The organism is Escherichia fergusonii ATCC 35469, from assembly GCF_000026225.1.
In the GTDB taxonomy this organism is placed as follows: domain Bacteria; phylum Pseudomonadota; class Gammaproteobacteria; order Enterobacterales; family Enterobacteriaceae; genus Escherichia; species Escherichia fergusonii.
Map to the genome: position 1 here is coordinate 833,309 of NC_011740.1, position 20,598 is coordinate 853,906.

At 49.5% G+C, this 20,598-nt stretch carries 20 protein-coding genes; 17 read left to right on the top strand and 3 right to left on the bottom strand.

Annotation, left to right across the window (positions count from 1 at the left end; translation table 11 throughout):
- Window positions 1-24: 24 nt before the first annotated feature.
- Window positions 25-966, bottom strand: coding sequence for a formate/nitrite transporter family protein (locus tag EFER_RS04205; RefSeq protein WP_000359189.1), 942 nt, complete (start codon window positions 964-966; stop codon window positions 25-27).
- 288 nt (window positions 967-1,254) lie between these two features.
- On the opposite strand from EFER_RS04205, the gene mlaA reads away from it, so the two are divergent.
- Window positions 1,255-2,010, top strand: a complete 756-nt coding sequence (gene mlaA, locus EFER_RS04210) for a phospholipid-binding lipoprotein MlaA (RefSeq protein WP_000776793.1) — start codon at window positions 1,255-1,257, stop codon at window positions 2,008-2,010.
- A gap of 79 nt (window positions 2,011-2,089) precedes the next feature.
- Here the strand turns inward: mlaA and fadL are convergent, their stop codons facing one another.
- Window positions 2,090-3,430: a long-chain fatty acid transporter FadL gene (gene fadL / locus EFER_RS04215; protein WP_002431649.1), complete on the bottom strand. Its 1,341-nt coding sequence runs from the start codon at window positions 3,428-3,430 to the stop codon at window positions 2,090-2,092.
- A gap of 372 nt (window positions 3,431-3,802) precedes the next feature.
- On the opposite strand from fadL, the gene EFER_RS04220 reads away from it, so the two are divergent.
- From EFER_RS04220 to EFER_RS04270, 11 genes are all read left to right on the top strand, one after another.
- Window positions 3,803-4,087 (top strand): YfcZ/YiiS family protein, encoded by a 285-nt coding sequence (locus tag EFER_RS04220; RefSeq protein ID WP_000030908.1) that lies wholly within the window; start codon window positions 3,803-3,805, stop codon window positions 4,085-4,087.
- 338 nt (window positions 4,088-4,425) lie between these two features.
- Window positions 4,426-5,736 (top strand): acetyl-CoA C-acyltransferase FadI, encoded by a 1,311-nt coding sequence (gene fadI, locus EFER_RS04225; RefSeq protein WP_000531982.1) that lies wholly within the window; start codon window positions 4,426-4,428, stop codon window positions 5,734-5,736.
- Window positions 5,736-7,880, top strand: coding sequence for a fatty acid oxidation complex subunit alpha FadJ (gene fadJ, locus EFER_RS04230; RefSeq protein ID WP_000367675.1), 2,145 nt, complete (start codon window positions 5,736-5,738; stop codon window positions 7,878-7,880). The genes fadI and fadJ overlap by 1 nt, the downstream gene beginning before the upstream one ends.
- Window positions 7,881-8,085: 205 nt before the next feature.
- On the top strand, window positions 8,086-8,571 hold the full coding sequence (gene sixA, locus EFER_RS04235; protein WP_001195809.1) for a phosphohistidine phosphatase SixA: 486 nt from the start codon (window positions 8,086-8,088) through the stop codon (window positions 8,569-8,571).
- Window positions 8,572-9,139: 568 nt separating this feature from the next.
- On the top strand, window positions 9,140-9,700 hold the full coding sequence (locus tag EFER_RS04240; protein WP_000032647.1) for a fimbrial protein: 561 nt from the start codon (window positions 9,140-9,142) through the stop codon (window positions 9,698-9,700).
- A gap of 86 nt (window positions 9,701-9,786) precedes the next feature.
- Window positions 9,787-12,423 carry a fimbrial biogenesis outer membrane usher protein gene (locus EFER_RS04245; RefSeq protein ID WP_001112817.1) on the top strand — a complete coding sequence of 879 codons (2,637 nt, stop codon included), beginning with the start codon at window positions 9,787-9,789 and terminating at the stop codon, window positions 12,421-12,423.
- 19 nt (window positions 12,424-12,442) lie between these two features.
- Window positions 12,443-13,195 (top strand): fimbria/pilus periplasmic chaperone, encoded by a 753-nt coding sequence (locus EFER_RS04250; protein WP_000288455.1) that lies wholly within the window; start codon window positions 12,443-12,445, stop codon window positions 13,193-13,195.
- 15 nt (window positions 13,196-13,210) lie between these two features.
- Window positions 13,211-13,726 carry a fimbrial protein gene (locus EFER_RS04255; RefSeq protein ID WP_000877918.1) on the top strand — a complete coding sequence of 172 codons (516 nt, stop codon included), beginning with the start codon at window positions 13,211-13,213 and terminating at the stop codon, window positions 13,724-13,726.
- Window positions 13,723-14,211 (top strand): fimbrial protein, encoded by a 489-nt coding sequence (locus tag EFER_RS04260; RefSeq protein ID WP_000746499.1) that lies wholly within the window; start codon window positions 13,723-13,725, stop codon window positions 14,209-14,211. Before EFER_RS04255 ends, EFER_RS04260 begins: the two co-directional genes overlap by 4 nt.
- Complete coding sequence (locus EFER_RS04265; protein ID WP_000846257.1) at window positions 14,208-14,747, top strand: fimbrial protein; 540 nt, start codon at window positions 14,208-14,210, stop codon at window positions 14,745-14,747. Before EFER_RS04260 ends, EFER_RS04265 begins: the two co-directional genes overlap by 4 nt.
- A gap of 1 nt (window position 14,748) precedes the next feature.
- The gene (locus tag EFER_RS04270; RefSeq protein WP_000736185.1) at window positions 14,749-15,573 is read left to right on the top strand and encodes a StfH/YfcO family fimbrial adhesin; all 825 of its coding nucleotides are present in this window, start codon (window positions 14,749-14,751) and stop codon (window positions 15,571-15,573) included.
- A 54-nt stretch (window positions 15,574-15,627) separates the two neighbouring features.
- Here EFER_RS04270 and smrB read toward each other — a convergent pair whose 3' ends face one another.
- A complete protein-coding gene (smrB, locus tag EFER_RS04275; RefSeq protein WP_000730535.1) occupies window positions 15,628-16,179 on the bottom strand; it encodes an endonuclease SmrB in 552 nt (183 codons plus the stop codon).
- A gap of 164 nt (window positions 16,180-16,343) precedes the next feature.
- On the opposite strand from smrB, the gene prmB reads away from it, so the two are divergent.
- From prmB to epmC, 5 genes are read left to right on the top strand one after another with little or no spacing between them, the layout of a single operon-like run.
- Window positions 16,344-17,276, top strand: coding sequence for a 50S ribosomal protein L3 N(5)-glutamine methyltransferase (gene prmB / locus EFER_RS04280; protein ID WP_001298774.1), 933 nt, complete (start codon window positions 16,344-16,346; stop codon window positions 17,274-17,276).
- Window positions 17,277-17,310: 34 nt separating this feature from the next.
- On the top strand, window positions 17,311-18,396 hold the full coding sequence (gene aroC, locus EFER_RS04285) for a chorismate synthase (protein ID WP_015953282.1): 1,086 nt from the start codon (window positions 17,311-17,313) through the stop codon (window positions 18,394-18,396).
- A gap of 2 nt (window positions 18,397-18,398) precedes the next feature.
- On the top strand, window positions 18,399-19,223 hold the full coding sequence (gene mepA / locus EFER_RS04290; protein ID WP_001043810.1) for a penicillin-insensitive murein endopeptidase: 825 nt from the start codon (window positions 18,399-18,401) through the stop codon (window positions 19,221-19,223).
- A complete protein-coding gene (locus EFER_RS04295; RefSeq protein ID WP_000447348.1) occupies window positions 19,223-20,032 on the top strand; it encodes a sulfite exporter TauE/SafE family protein in 810 nt (269 codons plus the stop codon). Before mepA ends, EFER_RS04295 begins: the two co-directional genes overlap by 1 nt.
- Window positions 20,032-20,580 carry an elongation factor P hydroxylase gene (gene epmC, locus EFER_RS04300; protein WP_001089251.1) on the top strand — a complete coding sequence of 183 codons (549 nt, stop codon included), beginning with the start codon at window positions 20,032-20,034 and terminating at the stop codon, window positions 20,578-20,580. Before EFER_RS04295 ends, epmC begins: the two co-directional genes overlap by 1 nt.
- Window positions 20,581-20,598: the final 18 nt, after the last annotated feature.

Consider the following 20,598-nt stretch of genomic DNA (forward strand, 5'->3'; position numbering starts at 1 on the left):
CCCGACTGCTCAAACAGTCATCACTCAGGCCTCTTTTTCCGAATTTTGTTGTTTTTTATCTTCGCGTTCTGCCTGTAAGCGAAGTTCCTCTTTGCGTTTGTTACTCATGTCGTTACGAATTTGCGCGTGACTCATCAGAGCAAAAATAAATGTTCCCCCACATATATTGCCAGCAAGTGTTGGCAGGGCGAATGGCCAGATAAAATCACTCCAGTGCAAAGTGCCATTAAACACCAGATAAAGAATCTCTACTGAACCTACAACAATATGCGTGGTATCACCTAACGCGATAAGCCACGTCATTAAAATAATGACCACTATTTTGGCTGCGCCAGCTGCCGGAAACATCCATACCATGGTGGCAATCAGCCAGCCGGAGATGATGGCATTGGCAAACATTTCTGTAGGCGTATTTTTCATGACATCCATACCGATTTTGACGAAGGCATCACGCGTTTCTTCATCAAAAATTGGCATATATTCAAACGCCCATGCAGCAATGCCTGTGCCAATAATATTTCCCAGTAATACCACGCTCCACAGGCGCATCAGTAAACCAAAATTGCCCGGCGTAGGCTTTTGCATTACGGGTAATACCGCGGTAACGGTATTTTCAGTAAATAACTGCTGGCGCGCCATAATGACAATAATAAAACCAAAGGTATAACCAATATTTTCCAGTAAAAAACTGCCAGGAATACCATCCAGTTGAACGTGGAAGATACCTTTCGCCAGTAAAGACGCTCCCATCGACAGCCCCGCCGCAATCGCGGACCAGAGTAATGCCATCGCATCGCGTTCCAGTTCTTTTTCACCATCCTGACGAATATGCTCATGGATCGCCATGGCCCTTGACGGAAGGCGATCTTCATCGACTTCTATTTTTTTTCCACTGGCCTTTTCTTCACTTTCAACTTCAAGTTCATCGCTATGATGATCGATTTTACCGCTATCAAGTTTGTCCATGCGTTTTACTCATAATTAGCACGTATAGCTAAAGCGTAGCGGTTTTTATTTGCCAGAGAGTGGGAGATTTTCCTAAATCGCAAAAAGGGTAACGTTTGTTTTTTGCTGTTCCGTTAGAATGCTGTACCGCATGAACACTGTTCCCAGGCTATGATCACATCAGTTAGCCTGGCAATATAGACATCATTCGACGTGCTGTTAAAATTCCTCACACCTTAACAGGCGGATACGGTATCGTTCCGTCATGGATGGCAAACAGCAAAAGCCATAATTAACAGGGAGACATCTATGAAGCTTCGCCTGTCGGCGCTTGCATTGGGAACCACGCTTCTGGTGGGGTGTGCGAGTTCCGGTACTGAACAACAAGGGCGCTCGGATCCATTAGAAGGATTCAACCGCACCATGTACAACTTCAACTTCAATGTGTTGGATCCGTATGTCGTTCGACCGGTAGCTGTTGCCTGGCGTGACTACGTTCCACAGCCAGCGCGAAATGGTTTGAGTAACTTTACTGGCAACCTGGAAGAACCTGCGGTGATGGTGAACTATTTCCTGCAGGGAGATCCTTATCAGGGGATGGTGCATTTCACCCGCTTTTTCCTCAATACCTTATTAGGGATGGGCGGATTTATTGACGTTGCAGGCATGGCGAACCCGAAATTGCAGCGTGTTGAACCGCACCGTTTCGGCAGTACGCTGGGCCACTATGGCGTAGGCTACGGGCCTTATATGCAACTTCCTTTCTACGGCAGCTTCACTCTGCGTGAAGATGGCGGTGATATGGTTGATACCCTCTATCCGGTGCTTTCATGGCTAACCTGGCCGTTATCGGTGGGTAAATGGACAATTGAAGGGATCGAAACTCGTGCGCAACTGCTCGATTCTGACGGTCTGCTTCGTCAGTCTTCTGATCCTTATATTATGGTGCGTGAGGCGTACTTCCAGCGTCATGACTTTATCGCGAATGGCGGAGAGTTGAAACCTGAGGAAAATCCAAACGCCCAGGCAATTCAGGATGATTTAAAAGAAATTGATTCTGAATAACGTATAAAGCAGAAATAAAAAAGGTGAGTCGCAAAACTCACCTTTTTTCATTATGTCAGAACCTTCCTGAATAGCGTTATTAGAACGCGTAATTAAAGTTGGTGCCGAATAGCCACGCTTTACCTTCAGACTCAAAGGAATAAGCTGCCGCACCTTCACCTTCGGTGAATTTCACTTTTTGTCCGTGCATATAAGATGCGCCAACGTCAATGGAAGCATCTTCATTAAATGCATAAGTTAACCCAGCACTTAACCACAAACGATCCTGGTCAGGAATGGAGATAGAACGTTTATCTGCCGGAACCGGGCTATCGTCATAGGCGATACCAGTACGGAAGGTCCAGTTTTTATCGTAGTAGTAGGTTGTACCCAACGCGATACGATATGCGTCCCGGAACCCTTCATCTTTATAGAACAGAGTCTGACCATTATCGCCTTTCGCTTTCAGCTCCTGGAACTGGCTCCAGCTGGTATAGGCCATGCTGTAGTGAATTGCCCATTGCGGTGCGACGCGGTTATAACCAGAAATCTCCCACATTTCAGGCAGGTTGAGCGTCAAGGACCCATTTTGGGTTGCACCCATTGTGCCATACGGTAAGCCCATGCTACCCAAAATGCTATTCAGATTTGGGTTAATAGAACTTTTGTAATCCCCTTCGAAGTCGATTTTAACTTCTGAACGGTATGTCAGGCCCCAACGATTATCTTTATCCAGTTCATAAAGAATACCGGCGTTCCAGCCAAAGCCCCATTCGTCACCTTTCAGATGAGCAATTTGAGAATCCGGGGTATTAATACCATTGGTTAACGAAGCGGGCACCCCCGCGGCAATCAACTGTTGAGACAACAATGGTCCCAGCGAACCGGCGTAGCGCTCAATTTTTGCTTTGGCATAAACAGCATCAAAACCAAGACCAAAGCTCCAGTTGTTATTCAGACGGTAAGCACCACTGAGGTTAAAGTTAATGGTTTGCAGATCAGTTTTACCACCGTAAATACCTGCGGAATAGCTGTCGGTAAATTCCGTAGCCAGACCGTAGTTGGACGTTATTGAAGCCCCCCAACCAAACTGATCGTTAATCGGCGCGACAAAGTGCAGGTTAGGAACCCACGCAGTTGGGGCGATATTTTTGGCGTTTGCACTCTGGCCGGTTAAATCAGAACGTCCGGTAATATCTACATCGGGATCAATATAAACCGCACCGGCTGAAAATGTCGGACGATCAAACATGGTAATTAATGCCGGGTTACGACTGACGTTTCCTGCGTCATCGGCGATAGCGCCTTCACCCGAATAGGCCCGACCAAGGCCAGAGGAAGAAAATTCGTTTAACTGAAAGCCTGCTGACCAGGCCTGGGTGGAGATAAGTGCCACTGCGACTGCGAGAGCAGACTTTGTAAACAGGGTTTTCTGGCTCATGACCATAACCTCAAAAAATTTATTTTTATACAAACTATGTTACGTGCCGTAACAGGAGCGCGAAGTGTAGGGTCTGAGGTACGACTTAGAAATCAGACCAGTGGCGAGAGTATAGGTCGGACCAGCTGGAATGTTGCAAGTATGTTTATGAGATTTTTCAAAAGTGATCTAAGAAACGAGATCCAGCTGGCAAAAATGTGGGGTTGCGCACTCACCCTGTTGAATGAAATTTGTTTTAGATCATTTTTAATTGTGATTTCGGTCACTTATCCGATTTTACATAATTCTCGACTGGAGCACCGTTTTTCAGCGGAGTAAAATATTCCGAACATTTATCTGGCACCCTGGGTGCAAATACAGAGGAAATCTACAATGAGTAAATGCAGTGCTGATGAAACCCCGGTTTGCTGCTGTATGGATGTTGGCACCATCATGGACAACTCCGATTGCACCGCGTCATACAGCCGTGTGTTCTCTACCCGTGAAGAAGCAGAAGAAATGCTGGCGTCGCTGAGCGAGAAAGCACGTAGTGTTGAATCTGATCCGTGCAAAATTGTTCCAACCTTCACTGAAGAGTCTGATGGCGTTCGTCTGGACGTCGATTTTGTCTTCGCCTGCGAAGCTGAAATGCTGATCTTCCAGTTAGGGTTACGTTAATCCCTTCCTGTTAACGCCTCTGCCGTTTACTGCGGTAGAGGCGTTTTCTTTTGTGTCCATACTTCAATTTGCATGTGCTGCGTCTGCGGGTTATTCGGCCCCTTTATGGGCCTCACTCCTTACAGGGCAATCCATGCGGATTTGTCGCTTACCCCAGTCACTTACTTCTGTATGCTCCAGGGAATTCACTCGTATGTCGACTTCCTGTTTAGCTCATGTCTTCTTCCTCTGTGTCCTGGCTCTCAATTTCATTTATCTTCGCTTGGCTAAATGTAAAAAATTAGTTAAGACTATGATCAGGTCCGACCACTTAATTATAATTTTTACAGGGGATTGTTATGGGGCAGGTTTTACCGCTGGTCACCCGCCAGGGCGATCGTATCGCCATTGTTAGTGGATTACGTACGCCATTCGCGCGTCAGGCGACAGCTTTTCATGGCATTCCCGCTGTTGATCTGGGAAAAATGGTGGTAAGTGAACTACTTGCTCGTAGTGAAATTCCTCCTGCTGCGATTGAACAACTGGTGTTTGGTCAGGTGGTACAAATGCCGGAAGCCCCCAACATCGCACGTGAAATTGTGTTGGGCACAGGGATGAGTGTTCATACCGATGCATACAGCGTCAGCCGCGCTTGCGCGACCAGCTTCCAGGCGGTGGCAAATGTTGCTGAAAGCCTGATGGCAGGAACCATACGTGCAGGTATCGCCGGAGGAGCTGACTCTTCTTCAGTATTGCCTATTGGCGTCAGCAAGAAGCTGGCGCGGGTATTAGTTGATGTTAATAAAGCCAGAACGCTGGGCCAGCGGCTGAAATTATTTTCTCGTCTGCGTCTTCACGACTTATTGCCTGTACCGCCTGCGGTTGCCGAATACTCCACTGGCTTACGTATGGGCGATACCGCTGAGCAAATGGCAAAAACTTATGGCATTACCCGTGAACAGCAGGATGCATTGGCACATCGTTCGCATCAACGAGCAGCTCAAGCGTGGAGCGAAGGCAAACTGACGAATGAGGTGATGACAGCTTATGTTCCGCCTTATAAAGCGCCATTGAGTGAAGATAACAATATTCGTGGTAATTCCACACTTGCCGATTATGCCCGCTTGCGCCCGGCATTTGACCGTAAGCATGGCACGGTAACCGCAGCGAACAGTACGCCACTGACGGATGGCGCAGCTGCAGTCATTATGATGACAGAAAGCCGGGCAAAAGAACTTGGACTAACACCGTTGGGATATTTACGCAGCTATGCTTTTACAGCCATTGATGTCTGGCAGGACATGTTGCTCGGCCCGGCATGGTCGACACCACTGGCACTGGATCGTGCAGGACTGACACTGGCAGATCTTACACTGATTGATATGCATGAAGCCTTTGCAGCGCAGACGTTGGCCAATGTTCAGTTGCTCGGTAGTGAACGTTTCGCCCGCGATGTGTTGGGGCGCGCTCATGCGACAGGAGAGGTCGATGACAGTAAATTTAATGTGCTGGGGGGCTCCATCGCTTATGGTCATCCTTTTGCCGCTACCGGCGCACGAATGATTACCCAAACGCTCCATGAACTTCGTCGTCGAGGCGGCGGTTTCGGGTTGGTGACAGCCTGTGCTGCTGGTGGTTTAGGTGCAGCAATGGTTCTGGAGGCGGAATAATGGACATGACATCAGCATTTACTCTTAATGTACGCCTGGACCACATTGCTGTGGTAACTATTGACGTTCCCGGCGAAAAGATGAACACCCTCAAGGCTGAGTTTGCCGCTCAGGTCCGCGCCATCCTGAAAGAAATACGCGAAAACAAAGAGATTCGCGGTGTTGTCTTTATCTCTGCTAAAGCAGATAACTTTATCGCTGGTGCAGATATCAACATGATTGATCACTGCAACACCGCCATGGAAGCCGAAACCCTGGCACGCCAGGGGCAACAGTTAATGGCAGAAATCCATGCTCTGCCTGTGCCGGTGATTGCCGCCATACATGGGGCTTGTTTAGGTGGTGGACTGGAACTGGCTCTGGCCTGCCATGGACGTATTTGTACTGATGATCCAAAAACCATTCTGGGATTACCGGAGGTACAACTTGGCCTGTTACCCGGCTCAGGAGGAACTCAACGCCTGCCTCGCCTGGTGGGGTTAAGTACTGCTTTGGATATGATTCTGACGGGCAAGCAGTTGCGTCCCGGACAGGCACTAAAATCAGGGCTGGTGGATGAAATTGTTCCCCAATCCATTTTATTGCAGGCGGCTGTGGAACGCGCGAAACAGGAAAGGCAAACACCGCGTTCTTTACCTGTACGGGAGCGTATTCTTGCCGGGCCGCTCGGGCGTTCGCTTCTGTTTCGCTTTGTCAGTAAAAAAACAGACCAGAAAACACAGGGTAATTATCCTGCTACCACTCGCATTCTCGACGTCATCGAAACAGGTCTGTCACAAGGTAGCAGTAGCGGATATGACGCAGAAGCCAGAGCATTTGGTGAGCTGGCGATGACATCGCAATCCCAGTCGCTACGGAATATTTTCTTTGCCAGTACTGAAGTAAAAAAAGATCCAGGAAGTACGGTGCAACCTGGTACTTTAGACAGTATTGGTATTCTGGGTGGTGGCCTGATGGGGGGTGGTATCGCCTTTGTAACCGCCTGTAAAGCGGGTTTACCCGTACGGATTAAAGACATTAATCCCCAGGGCATTAACCATGCGCTGAAATACAGTTGGCAACTACTGGATGCCAAAGTGCGTCGTCGGCATATAAAGGCTGGTGAGCAGGCCAGGCAATTAGCGAAAATCTCCGGTACAACCGATTATCAAGGCTTTGCACATCGGGATGTCGTTATCGAAGCGGTATTTGAAGATTTATCGTTAAAACAGCAGATGGTGGCTGAGGTTGAGAAAAATTGTGGTTTACACACCATTTTTGCCTCAAATACTTCATCTATACCAATAAGCGATATCGCAGCTCATGCAACAAGGCCTGAACAAGTTATCGGTTTACACTTTTTTAGCCCGGTTGAGAAAATGCCACTGGTGGAAGTTATTCCTCATGCTGCAACATCTGAGAAGACAATTGCCACTATTGTGAAGCTGGCGAAAAAACAGGGAAAAACACCGATTGTTGTTCAGGATAAGGCTGGATTCTATGTAAATCGTATTCTTGCTCCTTATATCAATGAGGCTATTCGACTATTAACCGAAGGTGAAAAGGTTGAAACCATAGATACCGCGCTGGTTAAGTTCGGTTTCCCTGTCGGGCCAATCCAACTTTTGGATGAGGTCGGAATTGATACAGGTACTAAAATAATACCTGTGCTTGAGGCGGCATATGGAGAACGTTTTAGCGCCCCTGCAAATGTTGTTTCTTCAATTTTGAATGATGATCGCAAAGGCAGAAAAAATGGTCGTGGCTTCTATCTTTATGGAGCGAAAGGGCGTAAAAGCAAAAAACAGGTTGACCCTGAAATTTATAAGATTATTGCCGTACAAGGGCAGAGTAAGTTATCTGCTCAACAGATAACTGAACGTTGCGTCATGCTCATGCTTAACGAAGCTGCGCGTTGTTACAGAGAAGGCGTTATCCGTCATGCTCGTGATGGGGATATCGGTGCGGTATTTGGCATCGGTTTTCCTCCATTTCTCGGGGGGCCATTCCGTTATATGGACTCGCTGGGGGCTTCAGAAGTTGTCGCTGTGCTGCAACGGTTAACGTCATTGTATGGTTCTCGCTTCACACCATGTGAGCAGTTGCTCCAAATGGCGGAACGTGGTGAAAGTTTCTGGAAAACAAGTGCAACGGATCGTCATTAACAGGGTCAAAGTTTAAGGTTATCCACACTGAATGCCTGGGGTGTGGTCAGTAAGTGAACAACTATTGACTATACTTACGCCATTGAGGTAAAAAACAGCGTTTCATTCGGTGAATGGATAAGGCACAATGCCGACCACCGCATTACTGCAGCCCCCAGGGAGCAGCAGTACTGTGGGTGATTCTGGTTAACAAAAGCGGTGCAATATGCAAGTTTTTATCATGCGTCACGGCGACGCAGCCCTCGATGCCGCCAGTGATTCGGTTCGTCCTTTAACCAGTAATGGTTGTGACGATTCCCGCCTGATGGCGAACTGGCTGAAAGGTCAAAAAGTGGAAATTGAACGTGTTCTGGTGAGCCCGTTCCTACGAGCCGAACAAACACTGGATGTGGTAGGTGAGTGTATGAGTCTGCCTGGCAGTGTTGATGTTTTGCCGGAGTTAACGCCCTGCGGCGATGTTGGGCTGGTCAGCGCGTATTTGCAGGCGCTGGCCAATGAAGGTATCGCATCGGCGTTGATTATTTCTCACTTGCCTTTAGTGGGGTATCTGGTTTCTGAGCTGTGCCCTGGCGAAACGCCGCCGATGTTTACCACCTCAGCCATTGCCAGCGTTACGCTTGATGAAAGCGGAAAAGGTACGTTCAACTGGCAAATGAGCCCGTGTAATCTGAAAATGGCGAAAGCTATCTGATTAGTTCAAAAAGCCCGATAACTTTAATTGATCGGGCTTTTTATTGAGTATTTCTTCTAATGGCTGAATTATACCCTAAATATCCAAGTTGCAGGAACGCAGACTCAGCATATGCAGCTTGTAGTATGACGAGTATAAATAAAGATATTTTTGTGTCTTGATAATATATTATCATTACCTTGATGGTGATGTCTTTTGAAAAATTAATTTTCAATCGTCATTTTTGTAATTGAATAATTTTTGTGCAAGTTATTCATTGGTAAAATGCAAAATGCTTTTTGACTCAGAATATCTTTTTTTTGAAAGATTTATCTTCAGGATATATACCTTTGTTCAATGTATTAAGGTTGACTACATCTGACCTTTAGTACAATTCAATTGAATACTGATGGCGAAATCATCAGCATTGTCGCCACACCAAAGAATATTCTTTCTTGCAACCTATTTCATATTCGTTCAGATAGTCTATTCGATGGCTGGGTATTAACTCGTGATGAATTTATATATTGATTGGCCTAATAAATCATGATGTTTATATCACTTATTTAATATAATTTAAGGACAAATAATGAGTAAGTTCGCTAAAACTGCCGTTGCAGCCGCAATGGTAATGGGCGTAGTTGTCTCCGCGTCAGCCTTTGCTGCAGGCAACAACGGTACTGCACGTTTCTATGGCACCATTGAAGACTCTCCGTGCTCTATCGTTCCAGACGATCACAAACTGGAAGTGGATTTAGGCAACATTGGTGCAGAAGTACTGAAAAACAACGGGACTACCACGCCGAAAGACTTTCAGATTCGTTTGCAGGACTGCGTATTTGATACCCAAACAACCATGGAAACGACGTTCACCGGTAACGTTTCTACGGGAAACGAGAATTACTACACCATTTTTAATACCGATACAGGTGCTGCGTTTAACAATGTAAGCCTGGCGATTGGTGATAAGCAAGGTACTTCCTATAAAAGCGGTGTTGGCATTGAACAGCCGATCGTAAATGACTCAGTAACCAATAAAGGCAAACCTAAACAGACTCTGAACTTCAAAGCCTGGTTAGTCGGTGCGGCTGGTACGCCTGACCTGGGTGGTTTTGAAGCGAATACCACCTTCCAGATTACCTATCTCTAAGGTAATTCACCCCCATAGCATCGCGCTATGGGGGATTTTGGAACGAGTTTTTGGACTTATTATAATAATCACGGATGGATACGTGTATGCCTGACCATTCTCTTTTCCGCTTACGGGCGCTTCCTTGGTGCGTTGCCGTGGCCATCTCTGGATGCCATATCAATGCCTGGGCTGATGAAGATATTCAGTTTGATTCCCGTTTTCTGGAATTAAAAGGCGACACGAAAATCGATTTAAAACGCTTTTCAAGCCAGGGTTATGTTGAGCCAGGTAAATACAGTTTACAGGTTGAGGTCAATAAACAGCCGTTACCCGGTGAATATGATATTTACTGGTATGCAACAGAAAATGACGCCAATAAGACTTATGCCTGTCTGTCGCCAGACCTGGCGGCACAGCTTGGTTTTAAAGAAGACATTGCGAACAATTTGCAATGGGTTCTCGACGGTAAATGCCTCAAGCCAGGCCAACTTGACGGTCTGGAAATGCGCGCTGATTTAAGCCAGTCCGCACTCCTTATCACCTTACCGCAGGCTTATCTTGAATACAGCGATGTCGACTGGGACCCTCCCTCGCGCTGGGATGATGGCATCTCAGGTTTAATTGCCGATTACAGCATCAATGCCCAAACCCGACATGAAGAAAATAGCGGTGATGACAGCAACGATATCAGCGGCAACGGTACGGTTGGCGTTAACCTCGGGCCGTGGCGCTTGCGAGCCGACTGGCAGAGCGATTATCAGCATACCCGCAGTAATGATAAAGAGACGGAAGACAGCACCGAAAGAAACTGGGACTGGAGCCGTTACTATGCCTGGCGCGCGTTACCGAGCCTGAAAGCCAAACTGGCACTCGGTGAAGATTACCTCGATTCCGATATTTTCGATGGCTTTAACTACATCGGCGGTAGTATCAGTACTGACGATCAAATGCTGCCGCCGAATCTGCGCGGCTATGCTCCAGATATTTCCGGCGTGGCCCATACGGCGGCGAAAGTCACCGTTAGCCAGGCCGGGCGTATAATTTATGAAACCCAGGTGCCAGCCGGGCCATTCCGTATCCAGGATCTTGCCGATTTTAGCTCTGGTACGCTGCATGTGCGCATTGAAGAGGTGAACGGTCAGGTGCAGGAGTATGACATCAGCACTGCCTCCATGCCGTTCCTGACTCGCCCGGGCCAGGTGCGCTACAAAATTATGATGGGGCGACCACAGGAGTGGGGGCACCATGTGCAAGGCGGGTTCTTTTCCGGTGGCGAAGCGTCCTGGGGGATAGCAAACGGCTGGTCACTGTATGGCGGGGCGCTTGGCGATGAAAATTACCAGTCAGCCGCGCTTGGGATTGGTCGCGATCTCTCCATTTTCGGTGCGATGGCCTTTGATATCACCCACTCGCATACCCGACTTGACGATTCGACCGCTTACGGAAAAAGCACTCTCGACGGTAACTCTTTCAGAGTCAGTTATTCCAAAGACTTTGATGAACTCAACAGCCGCGTCACCTTCGCCGGATACCGCTTCTCGGAAGAGAACTATATGACCATGAGTGAGTATCTGGACGCGAATGACAGCGCAATGGTCCGCTCAGGCAATGATAAAGAGATGTACACCGCCACCTATAACCAGAACTTTAGAGATGCCGGTGTTTCTGTTTACCTGAACTATACGCGTCACACCTACTGGGATCGTGAGGAACAGACCAACTACAACGTAATGCTCTCCCACTATTTCAATATGGGCGGCATTCGTAACATGAGTATCTCTCTGACCGGTTATCGCTATGAGTATGACAACAGCGCCGATAAAGGTGTCTATATCTCCTTAAGTATGCCGTGGGGTGATAGCAGTACGGTGAGTTACAACGGTAACTACGGTAGCGGTCCTGACAGCAGCCAGGTGGGGTATTTCAGCCGTATAGACGACGCCAGTCATTATCAGATAAACGTTGGCAACAGTGAAAATCACTCCAGCGTGGATGGTTATTACAGCCGTGACGGTTCAATGGCCCATGTGGACCTCAGTGCCAACTACCATGAAGGGCAGTACACCTCTGCCGGGTTGTCGCTACAGGGCGGCGCCACGCTCACAGCTCACGGTGGTGCGTTGCACCGAACTCAAAATATGGGCGGTACGCGATTACTGATTGACGCTGACGGTGTCGCCGACGTACCGGTCGAAGGGAATGGCGCAGCGGTTTATACCAATATGTTTGGCAAAGCCGTCGTTGCCGACGTCAATAACTACTACCGTAACCAGGCCACTATTGACCTGACCAGACTGCCAGATGACGCTGAAGCCACGCAGTCTGTAGTGCAGGCGACACTTACCGAAGGCGCCATTGGCTACCGTCAATTTGCGGTTATCAGTGGGCAAAAGGCGATGGCTGTCCTGCGCATGAGTGATGGCAGTTACCCGCCATTTGGTGCGGAAGTGAGAAACGAACACGACCAGCAGGTCGGCCTGGTTGATGATGACGGCAACGTCTATCTGGCTGGAGTAAAAGCGGGCGAACACATGTGTGTCTCATGGAATGGCGAACCCCACTGTGAGATCTCACTGCCAGACCCGCTACCTGCCGACCTGTTCAATGGCCTGTTACTGCCGTGCAAGCAACAAGGCGCTGTGCTGCCTGCGGCTCCGGTAGAGATTAAACCGATGATTCAGGAACAAACGCAGCAGGTCACACCTGGCGCGGAACCCATGGCTATTTCAGCAAACCAATAACGTGATTAAGGATTGATCCATGTATACATTGACTCGCTCTGCAAAAAGAGTTGCCCCTGCGCTGGCGCTGCTGGTGGCGGCCGCCAGTTTTACCACCCACGCATCGGTGACACCCGACCGTACACGCCTGGTCTTCAATGAAGGCGACAAATCTATCAGCGTCACGTTGCGCAATAACGACCCGAAGCAGCCCTACCTGGCGCAAAGCTGGATGGAGGACGAAAAGGGCAACAAAATCAGCTCGCCACTTACGGTACTGCCGCCGGTACAGCGTATTGATGCGATGATGAATGGTCAGGTAAAAGTCCAGGGAATGCCGGATATCAACAAGTTACCGGCCGATCGTGAGAGCATGTTCTACTTTAACGTGCGTGAAATCCCGCCAAAATCGAACAAACCTAATACGCTGCAAATTGCCCTGCAAACGCGTATCAAATTGTTCTGGCGACCCAAGGCACTGGCAAAAATTGACATGAGGGAGCCGTGGCAGCACAAGGTGACGTTAACCCGCAATGGACAGGCGTTCACCGTCAATAACCCCACGCCCTATTACGTGATTATCAGCAATGCCAGCACACAGAAAAATGGTAATCCGGCAGCCGGGTTTACGCCGCTGGTCATGCCGCCGAAATCGTCCGCACCGTTGAATGTGAAGATGGACACTGTGCCGGTGCTGACTTACGTCAACGACTACGGCGCGCGATTGTCGCTGAACTTTAAATGCAATGGCAATAATTGCCAGGTGGATGCAGAGCAAAGCCGCAAAGGCTGATGCCGGGAGAGTCTTATGAAATACACGTTTCTGGTGGGAACGGGCATTTTTCTCCTGAGCGGCTGGCTGATGGGGAGCCTTGCCGTGGCAGGGGAAAGTAGACCGGTGCTATTGACGTTGCACGTTTTGGTGGATGGGCCACCGCCCTGTTCCGTGAAGGGGAGCAATGTGCAATTTGGCGATGTATACATTAGCAAAATCAATGGCACGAATTACCGCACCACGGAGCCGCTTTATACCCTGAACTGTGGTAACAGGGCGGTGGGTGTTGATGATCTGCGGTTGCAGCTTAAAGGCACCACTACCGTTATTAACGGGGAAACTGTCATTGCGACGGAAATACCCGGCCTGGGCATTCGCATTGAAAACGGTGCCGATAACTCTTTATTTAGAGTGGGTGAAGGTAACTGGTCTGATTTTAATGTTAACCAGTTGCCCAATCTCAAAGCGGTGCCGGTAAAACAGAGTGGAGCGCAGCTTACGCCAGCGGAATTTAACGCCAGTATGACGATGGTGGTGGATTACCAATGAAAAAACGCTTGTTCTTTTTACTCTGCACCTGCGGTGGTGTTGCGCTGGCGGCTGACGATGACATCACTTTTCACGGTACGCTGGTGGCACCGCCTGTCTGTACTATCAGCGGGGGAAAGACCCTCGAGGTGGAATTTCGCGATCTCATCATCGACAGTATCAACGGGGACAATGGCCGCAAGGAAGTGAAATATGACCTGAGCTGTGACTCCGAAATACGCGATCCCGACTGGATTATGACGCTCACCTGGACGGGGACGCAGACCGCCTACAATGACTCGGCTATCGAAACAGACGTTCCCGGCTTTGGTATTGAGCTTCAACACGATGGTCAGCCTTTTAAACTGAATACTCCGCTTACCATTAACGCCACTGATTTTACCCAAAAGCCGAAACTGGAGGCCGTGCCAGTGAAGTCAGTCGATGCGGTGCTGAGCGATACCACGTTTTCAGCCTATGCAACATTGCGGGTGGATTATCAATGAAAACAGAACGCATTTATTCGCTCGGCTATGGGCTGTTAGCGGGACTGTTGTTGACCGGCAGCACGCGTATCCTGGCCGTGGACAACAACCTGCATTTTTACGGCAACTTACTCAGCCGCTCTTGTACGCTGGTGGTTGAGAGCGGAAATCTGGCCGAAGTCCATTTTCCAACTATCAGTCGTAAGGATCTCATGGTTGCGGGGGAGTCTGCGCACATTCCGGTGGTGTTTAAGCTGAAAGATTGTAAGGGGCCTGCGAGTTATCAGGTCCAGGTGACTCTTACCGGTACGGAAGACAGTGAGCAGCCCGGTTTCCTGGCGCTGGATACCACATCAACCGCGCAGGGTGTCGGGATTGGGATGGAAACGACTGACGGGGTACGGGTGGCGATTAACAACCCAACCGGGGTGAAATTCACGCTTAGCGATGGCAGCAATGACATTAATTTCAGGGCCTGGTTACAGGCGAAAAGCGGTCGGGAAGTGACGATGGGTGAATTTACCGCCTCCTTAACCGCAACCTTTGAGTATATTTAAGATGAAAAAATTGCGCTTACTCTTTTATTATCTGCTGGTAATGTTCCCGCTGTCTTACGGAAAGGCTGCTGAGTTCTATCCAGTAAAAATTTATTACGCAGAATACGGCTGGAATTCGCAACTGGAGCTTTACCTGGATGTTGCTACAGCAAATGGCGTTTATTATGGTGTTTATTACCAGGATGGTGGCTCTGCGCGAACGGAGGAGGTGCCTAATCGTTCTTGGTCGGGGACCGACAGTTCTACTACTGCGCCACATATCTACTTGAATCATACAAGTAGTGCTAATGACTCACTCTGTCCTGGTTTGCCGCAAGGGTGGCGTTGTGCAGAGCAGCCGTTGAAGATTACTGTTGATGGCTCCGTAGGGGGGTGCCCCTGGATTGTTGCTGTGAGAGCACACAATTGGTCGAATGCGGTATCGGTGGAATATTACGGTCCGCAGACCGTGATTTCAAGTTGCCCTCCTGTTCCACTGGAACCTTATGATATTTCATGGAACGAGAGCACTGTTGTTCATAATAAATTGCTTTCGCTAAAATCCACAGGAAGCGTAATTGAGACAACGCTTTCCACCTATTTGATGGAAAGCGGAAAACTGTGTGATGGCAGTAAGATGGATGAACGGGGAGCCTATTGCCGTTTTGTGTCACAGATGATCAGCTTTACCTCGTCTGGCTGTGATAATGCCAAAGTGACCGTTGCGCCAACCCGGCATCCGATTACGGATAAACAGCTTCATGACATGCTGGTACGCGTAGACACAACATCTGAACAACCCATCGATTCTACCTGTCGATTCCAGTATGTGTTGAATATGTTGTAACATTATTTCACCGACCAGTTAGCTGGTCGGTGAAAGTACATGTTGATAATGATGTCAGGGCAACTCAGGCGGCAACCACTCTTCCACTTCAATCAACACTAATAAAGCTGCATCACCGCCGTACTCTTTCGGTGCCTGATGAAATGCCATCACATGGGGATGTTGCGCCAGCCACAGCGGCGTTTGCTGCTTCAAAATATGCTTACCATGACCATGCATCACGCAGGCGCAAAACACATGTTCACGACGGCAGGTGGCAATCAGAGCCCCAAGTTCCTGCTTAGCTTGCAATTGCGTCAAACCGTGTAAATCCAAAAACAATTCCGGCGAATAATCGCCGCGGCGCAGTTTCTTCGCTTCAAAGTGGCTGACATCCGGACGGACATATTTCACCGGACCTTCGGTATTCAATAACGGTTGAAACTCATCGGAGAAATAATGGCTGGCATCGGCCTGTTCCTGGATTAACCGCTTGACTGGTACTTCGCTAATTTTTTTACGCGGCGGCCGATGGACAATGGTGTCCTGCTTTATCTGGCGGGTCCCCGCCATCAACTGGCGGAAAAGCGCCTGGTCCTCCTCACTAAGTGATGATTTCTTTTTCATTTACATCTCTCATTTCTAATTTTCCTACAGTTTACCCGACTCGTCGTCTAATCGATCGTTTTAAACGTATTTTTCCTCACTCACCGCGCGTGAATGCTGATTTATCGTCATCTTCATGGCAAACTAGCCGCCGAAATTAATGCGACCATGCCCTGGAGGAATACGTGGATAAAATTTTCGTTGATGAAGCAGTAAATGAGCTGCAAACCATTCAGGACATGTTGCGCTGGTCGGTGAGCCGCTTCAGCGCGGCAAATATCTGGTACGGCCACGGCACCGATAACCCGTGGGATGAAGCCGTACAACTGGTGCTGCCATCGCTCTATCTGCCGCTGGATATTCCGGAAGATATGCGCACCGCGCGTCTGACTTCCAGCGAAAAACACCGTATTGTTGAACGCGTGATCCGCCGCGTCAACGAACGCATTCCGGTGGCCTACCTGACCAACAAAGCCTGGTTTTGCGGCCATGAATTTTACGTCGATGAACGTGTGCTGGTGCCGCGCTCGCCAATTGGTGAACTGATCAACAATAAATTTGCCGGACTCATCAGCAAGCAACCGCAGCACATTTTAGATATGTGCACCGGAAGCGGCTGTATTGCGATTGCCTGTGCTTATGCCTTCCCGGAAGCGGAAGTCGACGCGGTAGACATCTCTCCTGACGCGCTGGCGGTTGCTGAACAGAACATCGAAGAACATGGTCTGATCCACAACGTCATTCCGATTCGTTCCGATCTGTTCCGGGACTTGCCGAAAGTGCAGTACGACCTGATCGTCACTAACCCGCCGTACGTCGATGCGGAAGATATGTCCGACCTGCCAAATGAATACCGTCACGAGCCGGAACTGGGTCTGGCATCTGGTACTGACGGCCTGAAACTGACGCGTCGTATTCTCGGTAATGCGGCAGATTACCTTGCTGATGATGGCGTGCTGATTTGTGAAGTCGGCAACAGCATGGTACATCTTATGGAACAATATCCGGATGTTCCGTTCACCTGGCTGGAGTTTGATAACGGCGGTGATGGTGTGTTTATGCTCACCAAAGAGCAGCTTATTGCTGCACGAGAACATTTCGCGATTTATAAAGATTAAGTAAACACGCAAACACAACAATAACGGAGCCGTGATGGCTGGAAACACAATTGGACAACTCTTTCGCGTAACCACCTTCGGCGAATCGCACGGGCTGGCGCTCGGCTGCATCGTCGATGGTGTTCCGCCGGGTATTTCGCTGACGGAAGCGGACCTGCAACACGATCTCGACCGTCGTCGCCCTGGGACATCGCGCTATACCACCCAGCGTCGTGAGCCGGATCAGGTCAAAATTCTCTCCGGTGTTTTTGAAGGCGTTACTACCGGCACCAGCATTGGTTTGTTGATCGAAAACACTGACCAGCGTTCTCAGGATTACAGCGCAATTAAAGACGTTTTCCGTCCAGGCCATGCCGATTACACCTACGAACAAAAATACGGCCTGCGCGATTATCGCGGCGGCGGACGTTCCTCCGCTCGCGAAACTGCCATGCGCGTTGCAGCAGGGGCGATTGCCAAAAAATATCTCGCTGAGAAATTTGGTATAGAAATTCGCGGCTGCCTGACCCAAATGGGCGACATTCCGCTGGAAATCAAAGACTGGTCTCAGGTCGAGCAAAATCCATTCTTCTGCCCGGATCCGGACAAAATCGAAGCCTTAGATGAACTGATGCGCGCGCTGAAAAAAGAGGGTGACTCTATTGGCGCGAAAGTCACCGTTGTTGCCAGTGGCGTACCCGCCGGACTTGGCGAGCCGGTCTTTGATCGCCTGGATGCCGACATCGCCCACGCGCTGATGAGCATCAACGCGGTGAAAGGCGTAGAAATTGGTGATGGTTTTGACGTGGTAGCGCTGCGTGGCAGCCAGAACCGCGACGAAATCACCAAAGACGGTTTCCAGAGCAACCATGCGGGCGGTATTCTTGGTGGCATCAGCAGCGGGCAGCAAATTATCGCCCATATGGCGCTGAAACCAACCTCCAGTATTACTGTGCCTGGGCGCACGATTAACCGCTTTGGCGAAGAAGTTGAGATGATCACCAAAGGCCGTCACGATCCTTGTGTTGGGATCCGCGCGGTGCCGATCGCGGAAGCGATGCTGGCGATCGTTTTAATGGATCACCTGTTACGGCAACGGGCGCAAAATGCTGATGTGAAGACTGATATTCCACGCTGGTAAAAATGAACAAAACTGCGATTGCGCTGCTGGCTCTGCTTGCCAGCAGCGCCAGCCTGGCAGCGACGCCGTGGCAAAAAATAACCCAACCTGTGCCGGGTAGCGCACAATCGATAGGCAGTTTTTCCAATGGTTGTATCGTCGGCGCTGACACGCTGCCGATACAGTCCGAACATTATCAGGTCATGCGTACCGATCAGCGTCGCTATTTCGGGCATCCGGATCTGGTGATGTTTATCCAGCGTCTGAGTAGCCAGGTGAGCAATCTGGGTATGGGCACGGTGCTGATTGGCGATATGGGAATGCCTGCTGGTGGGCGTTTCAATGGTGGTCACGCCAGTCATCAGACCGGACTGGATGTGGACATCTTCCTGCAACTGCCGAAAAAACGCTGGACCTCCGCGCAACTCTTGCGCCCGCAAGCATTAGATTTGGTTTCCCGCGACGGTAAACACGTTGTCCCCACGCTGTGGAAGCCCGAAATTTTCAGCTTGATTAAACTCGCCGCGCAGGACAAAGACGTCACGCGCATTTTTGTTAATCCGGCGATTAAACAACAACTTTGCCTTGATGCGGGCACCGATCGCGACTGGTTGCGCAAAGTGCGACCCTGGTTCCAGCATCGCGCCCATATGCATGTACGATTACGTTGTCCTGCCGATAGTCTGGAGTGTGAAGATCAACCTTTACCGCCACCGGGCGATGGTTGCGGGGCAGAACTGCAAAGCTGGTTTGAACCTCCAAAACCGGGAACAACAAAGCCTGAGAAGAAGACACCGCCTCCGTTGCCGCCTTCCTGCCAGGCGCTACTGGATGAGCACGTGATCTAATGGAAACGTTTAATAGCCTGTTTATGGTTTCCCCGCTGTTGCTGGGACTCCTCTTTTTTGTCGCCATACTGGCGGGATTTATCGACTCTATTGCCGGTGGTGGTGGGCTACTCACCATTCCGGCATTAATGGCGGCGGGGATGTCTCCGGCTAACGCGCTGGCAACCAATAAACTGCAAGCCTGCGGTGGCTCTATTTCTGCCACTATCTACTTTATTCGCCGCAAAGTGGTTAGCTTAAGCGATCAGAAACTCAATATCGCCATGACCTTTATCGGCTCAATGAGCGGCGCTTTGCTGGTGCAGTACGTTCAGGCTGATGTCTTGCGGCAGATTTTGCCCATTCTGGTGATTTGTATTGGACTTTATTTCTTACTGATGCCCAAACTGGGAGAAGAAGATCGCCAGCGTCGGATGTATGGACTGCCATTTGCGCTGGTAGCAGGGGGCTGCGTTGGTTTTTACGATGGATTCTTTGGCCCGGCTGCCGGATCGTTTTACGCGTTAGCCTTCGTTACGCTGTGCGGCTTTAACCTCGCCAAAGCCACGGCCCACGCCAAATTACTCAACGCAACGTCTAATATCGGCGGTTTGCTGCTGTTTATTCTCGGCGGCAAAGTGATTTGGGCGACAGGATTTGTGATGCTGGTGGGGCAGTTCCTCGGCGCGCGCATGGGGTCAAGACTGGTGTTGAGCAAAGGACAAAAGCTGATTCGCCCGATGATTGTTATTGTCTCGGCGGTGATGAGTGCCAAATTACTTTATGATAGCCACGGACAGGAGATCCTCCACTGGTTGGGGATGAACTAATGAATAGTACACACCACTATGAGCAGTTGATTGAAATTTTTAATAGCTGCTTTACCGATGAATTTAATACCCGTCTGATTAAAGGCGACGACGAACCGATCTATCTTCCTGCTGATGCGGAAGTACCGTATAACCGAATCGTCTTTGCTCACGGCTTTTATGCCAGCGCAATTCATGAGATTTCGCACTGGTGTATTGCCGGGAAAGCGCGCCGTGAGCTGGTTGATTTCGGCTACTGGTATTGTCCCGACGGACGCGATGCCCAAACGCAAGGCCAGTTTGAAGATGTTGAAGTGAAGCCGCAGGCGCTGGACTGGTTGTTCTGTGTGGCGGCGGGATATCCGTTTAATGTCAGTTGCGATAATCTGGAAGGGGATTTCGAACCGGACCGCGTGGTATTTCAACGGCGGGTACATGCACAGGTAATGGATTATCTGGCAAACGGTATTCCCGAGCGTCCGGCACGCTTCATTAAAGCACTACAAAATTATTATCACACGCCGGAACTTACGGCGGAACAGTTCCCGTGGCCGGAAGCGCTCAACTGAAGCCTGCGCCACGTTTTA

Coding starts and splice junctions, on each gene's coding strand:
- EFER_RS04205 (WP_000359189.1), bottom strand. CDS start 966: ATGGACAAACTTGATAGCGGTAAAATCGATCATCATAGCGATGAACTT.
- mlaA (WP_000776793.1), top strand. CDS start 1,255: ATGAAGCTTCGCCTGTCGGCGCTTGCATTGGGAACCACGCTTCTGGTG.
- fadL (WP_002431649.1), bottom strand. CDS start 3,430: ATGAGCCAGAAAACCCTGTTTACAAAGTCTGCTCTCGCAGTCGCAGTG.
- EFER_RS04220 (WP_000030908.1), top strand. CDS start 3,803: ATGAGTAAATGCAGTGCTGATGAAACCCCGGTTTGCTGCTGTATGGAT.
- fadI (WP_000531982.1), top strand. CDS start 4,426: ATGGGGCAGGTTTTACCGCTGGTCACCCGCCAGGGCGATCGTATCGCC.
- fadJ (WP_000367675.1), top strand. CDS start 5,736: ATGGACATGACATCAGCATTTACTCTTAATGTACGCCTGGACCACATT.
- sixA (WP_001195809.1), top strand. CDS start 8,086: ATGCAAGTTTTTATCATGCGTCACGGCGACGCAGCCCTCGATGCCGCC.
- EFER_RS04240 (WP_000032647.1), top strand. CDS start 9,140: ATGAGTAAGTTCGCTAAAACTGCCGTTGCAGCCGCAATGGTAATGGGC.
- EFER_RS04245 (WP_001112817.1), top strand. CDS start 9,787: ATGCCTGACCATTCTCTTTTCCGCTTACGGGCGCTTCCTTGGTGCGTT.
- EFER_RS04250 (WP_000288455.1), top strand. CDS start 12,443: ATGTATACATTGACTCGCTCTGCAAAAAGAGTTGCCCCTGCGCTGGCG.
- EFER_RS04255 (WP_000877918.1), top strand. CDS start 13,211: ATGAAATACACGTTTCTGGTGGGAACGGGCATTTTTCTCCTGAGCGGC.
- EFER_RS04260 (WP_000746499.1), top strand. CDS start 13,723: ATGAAAAAACGCTTGTTCTTTTTACTCTGCACCTGCGGTGGTGTTGCG.
- EFER_RS04265 (WP_000846257.1), top strand. CDS start 14,208: ATGAAAACAGAACGCATTTATTCGCTCGGCTATGGGCTGTTAGCGGGA.
- EFER_RS04270 (WP_000736185.1), top strand. CDS start 14,749: ATGAAAAAATTGCGCTTACTCTTTTATTATCTGCTGGTAATGTTCCCG.
- smrB (WP_000730535.1), bottom strand. CDS start 16,179: ATGAAAAAGAAATCATCACTTAGTGAGGAGGACCAGGCGCTTTTCCGC.
- aroC (WP_015953282.1), top strand. CDS start 17,311: ATGGCTGGAAACACAATTGGACAACTCTTTCGCGTAACCACCTTCGGC.
- mepA (WP_001043810.1), top strand. CDS start 18,399: ATGAACAAAACTGCGATTGCGCTGCTGGCTCTGCTTGCCAGCAGCGCC.
- EFER_RS04295 (WP_000447348.1), top strand. CDS start 19,223: ATGGAAACGTTTAATAGCCTGTTTATGGTTTCCCCGCTGTTGCTGGGA.
- epmC (WP_001089251.1), top strand. CDS start 20,032: ATGAATAGTACACACCACTATGAGCAGTTGATTGAAATTTTTAATAGC.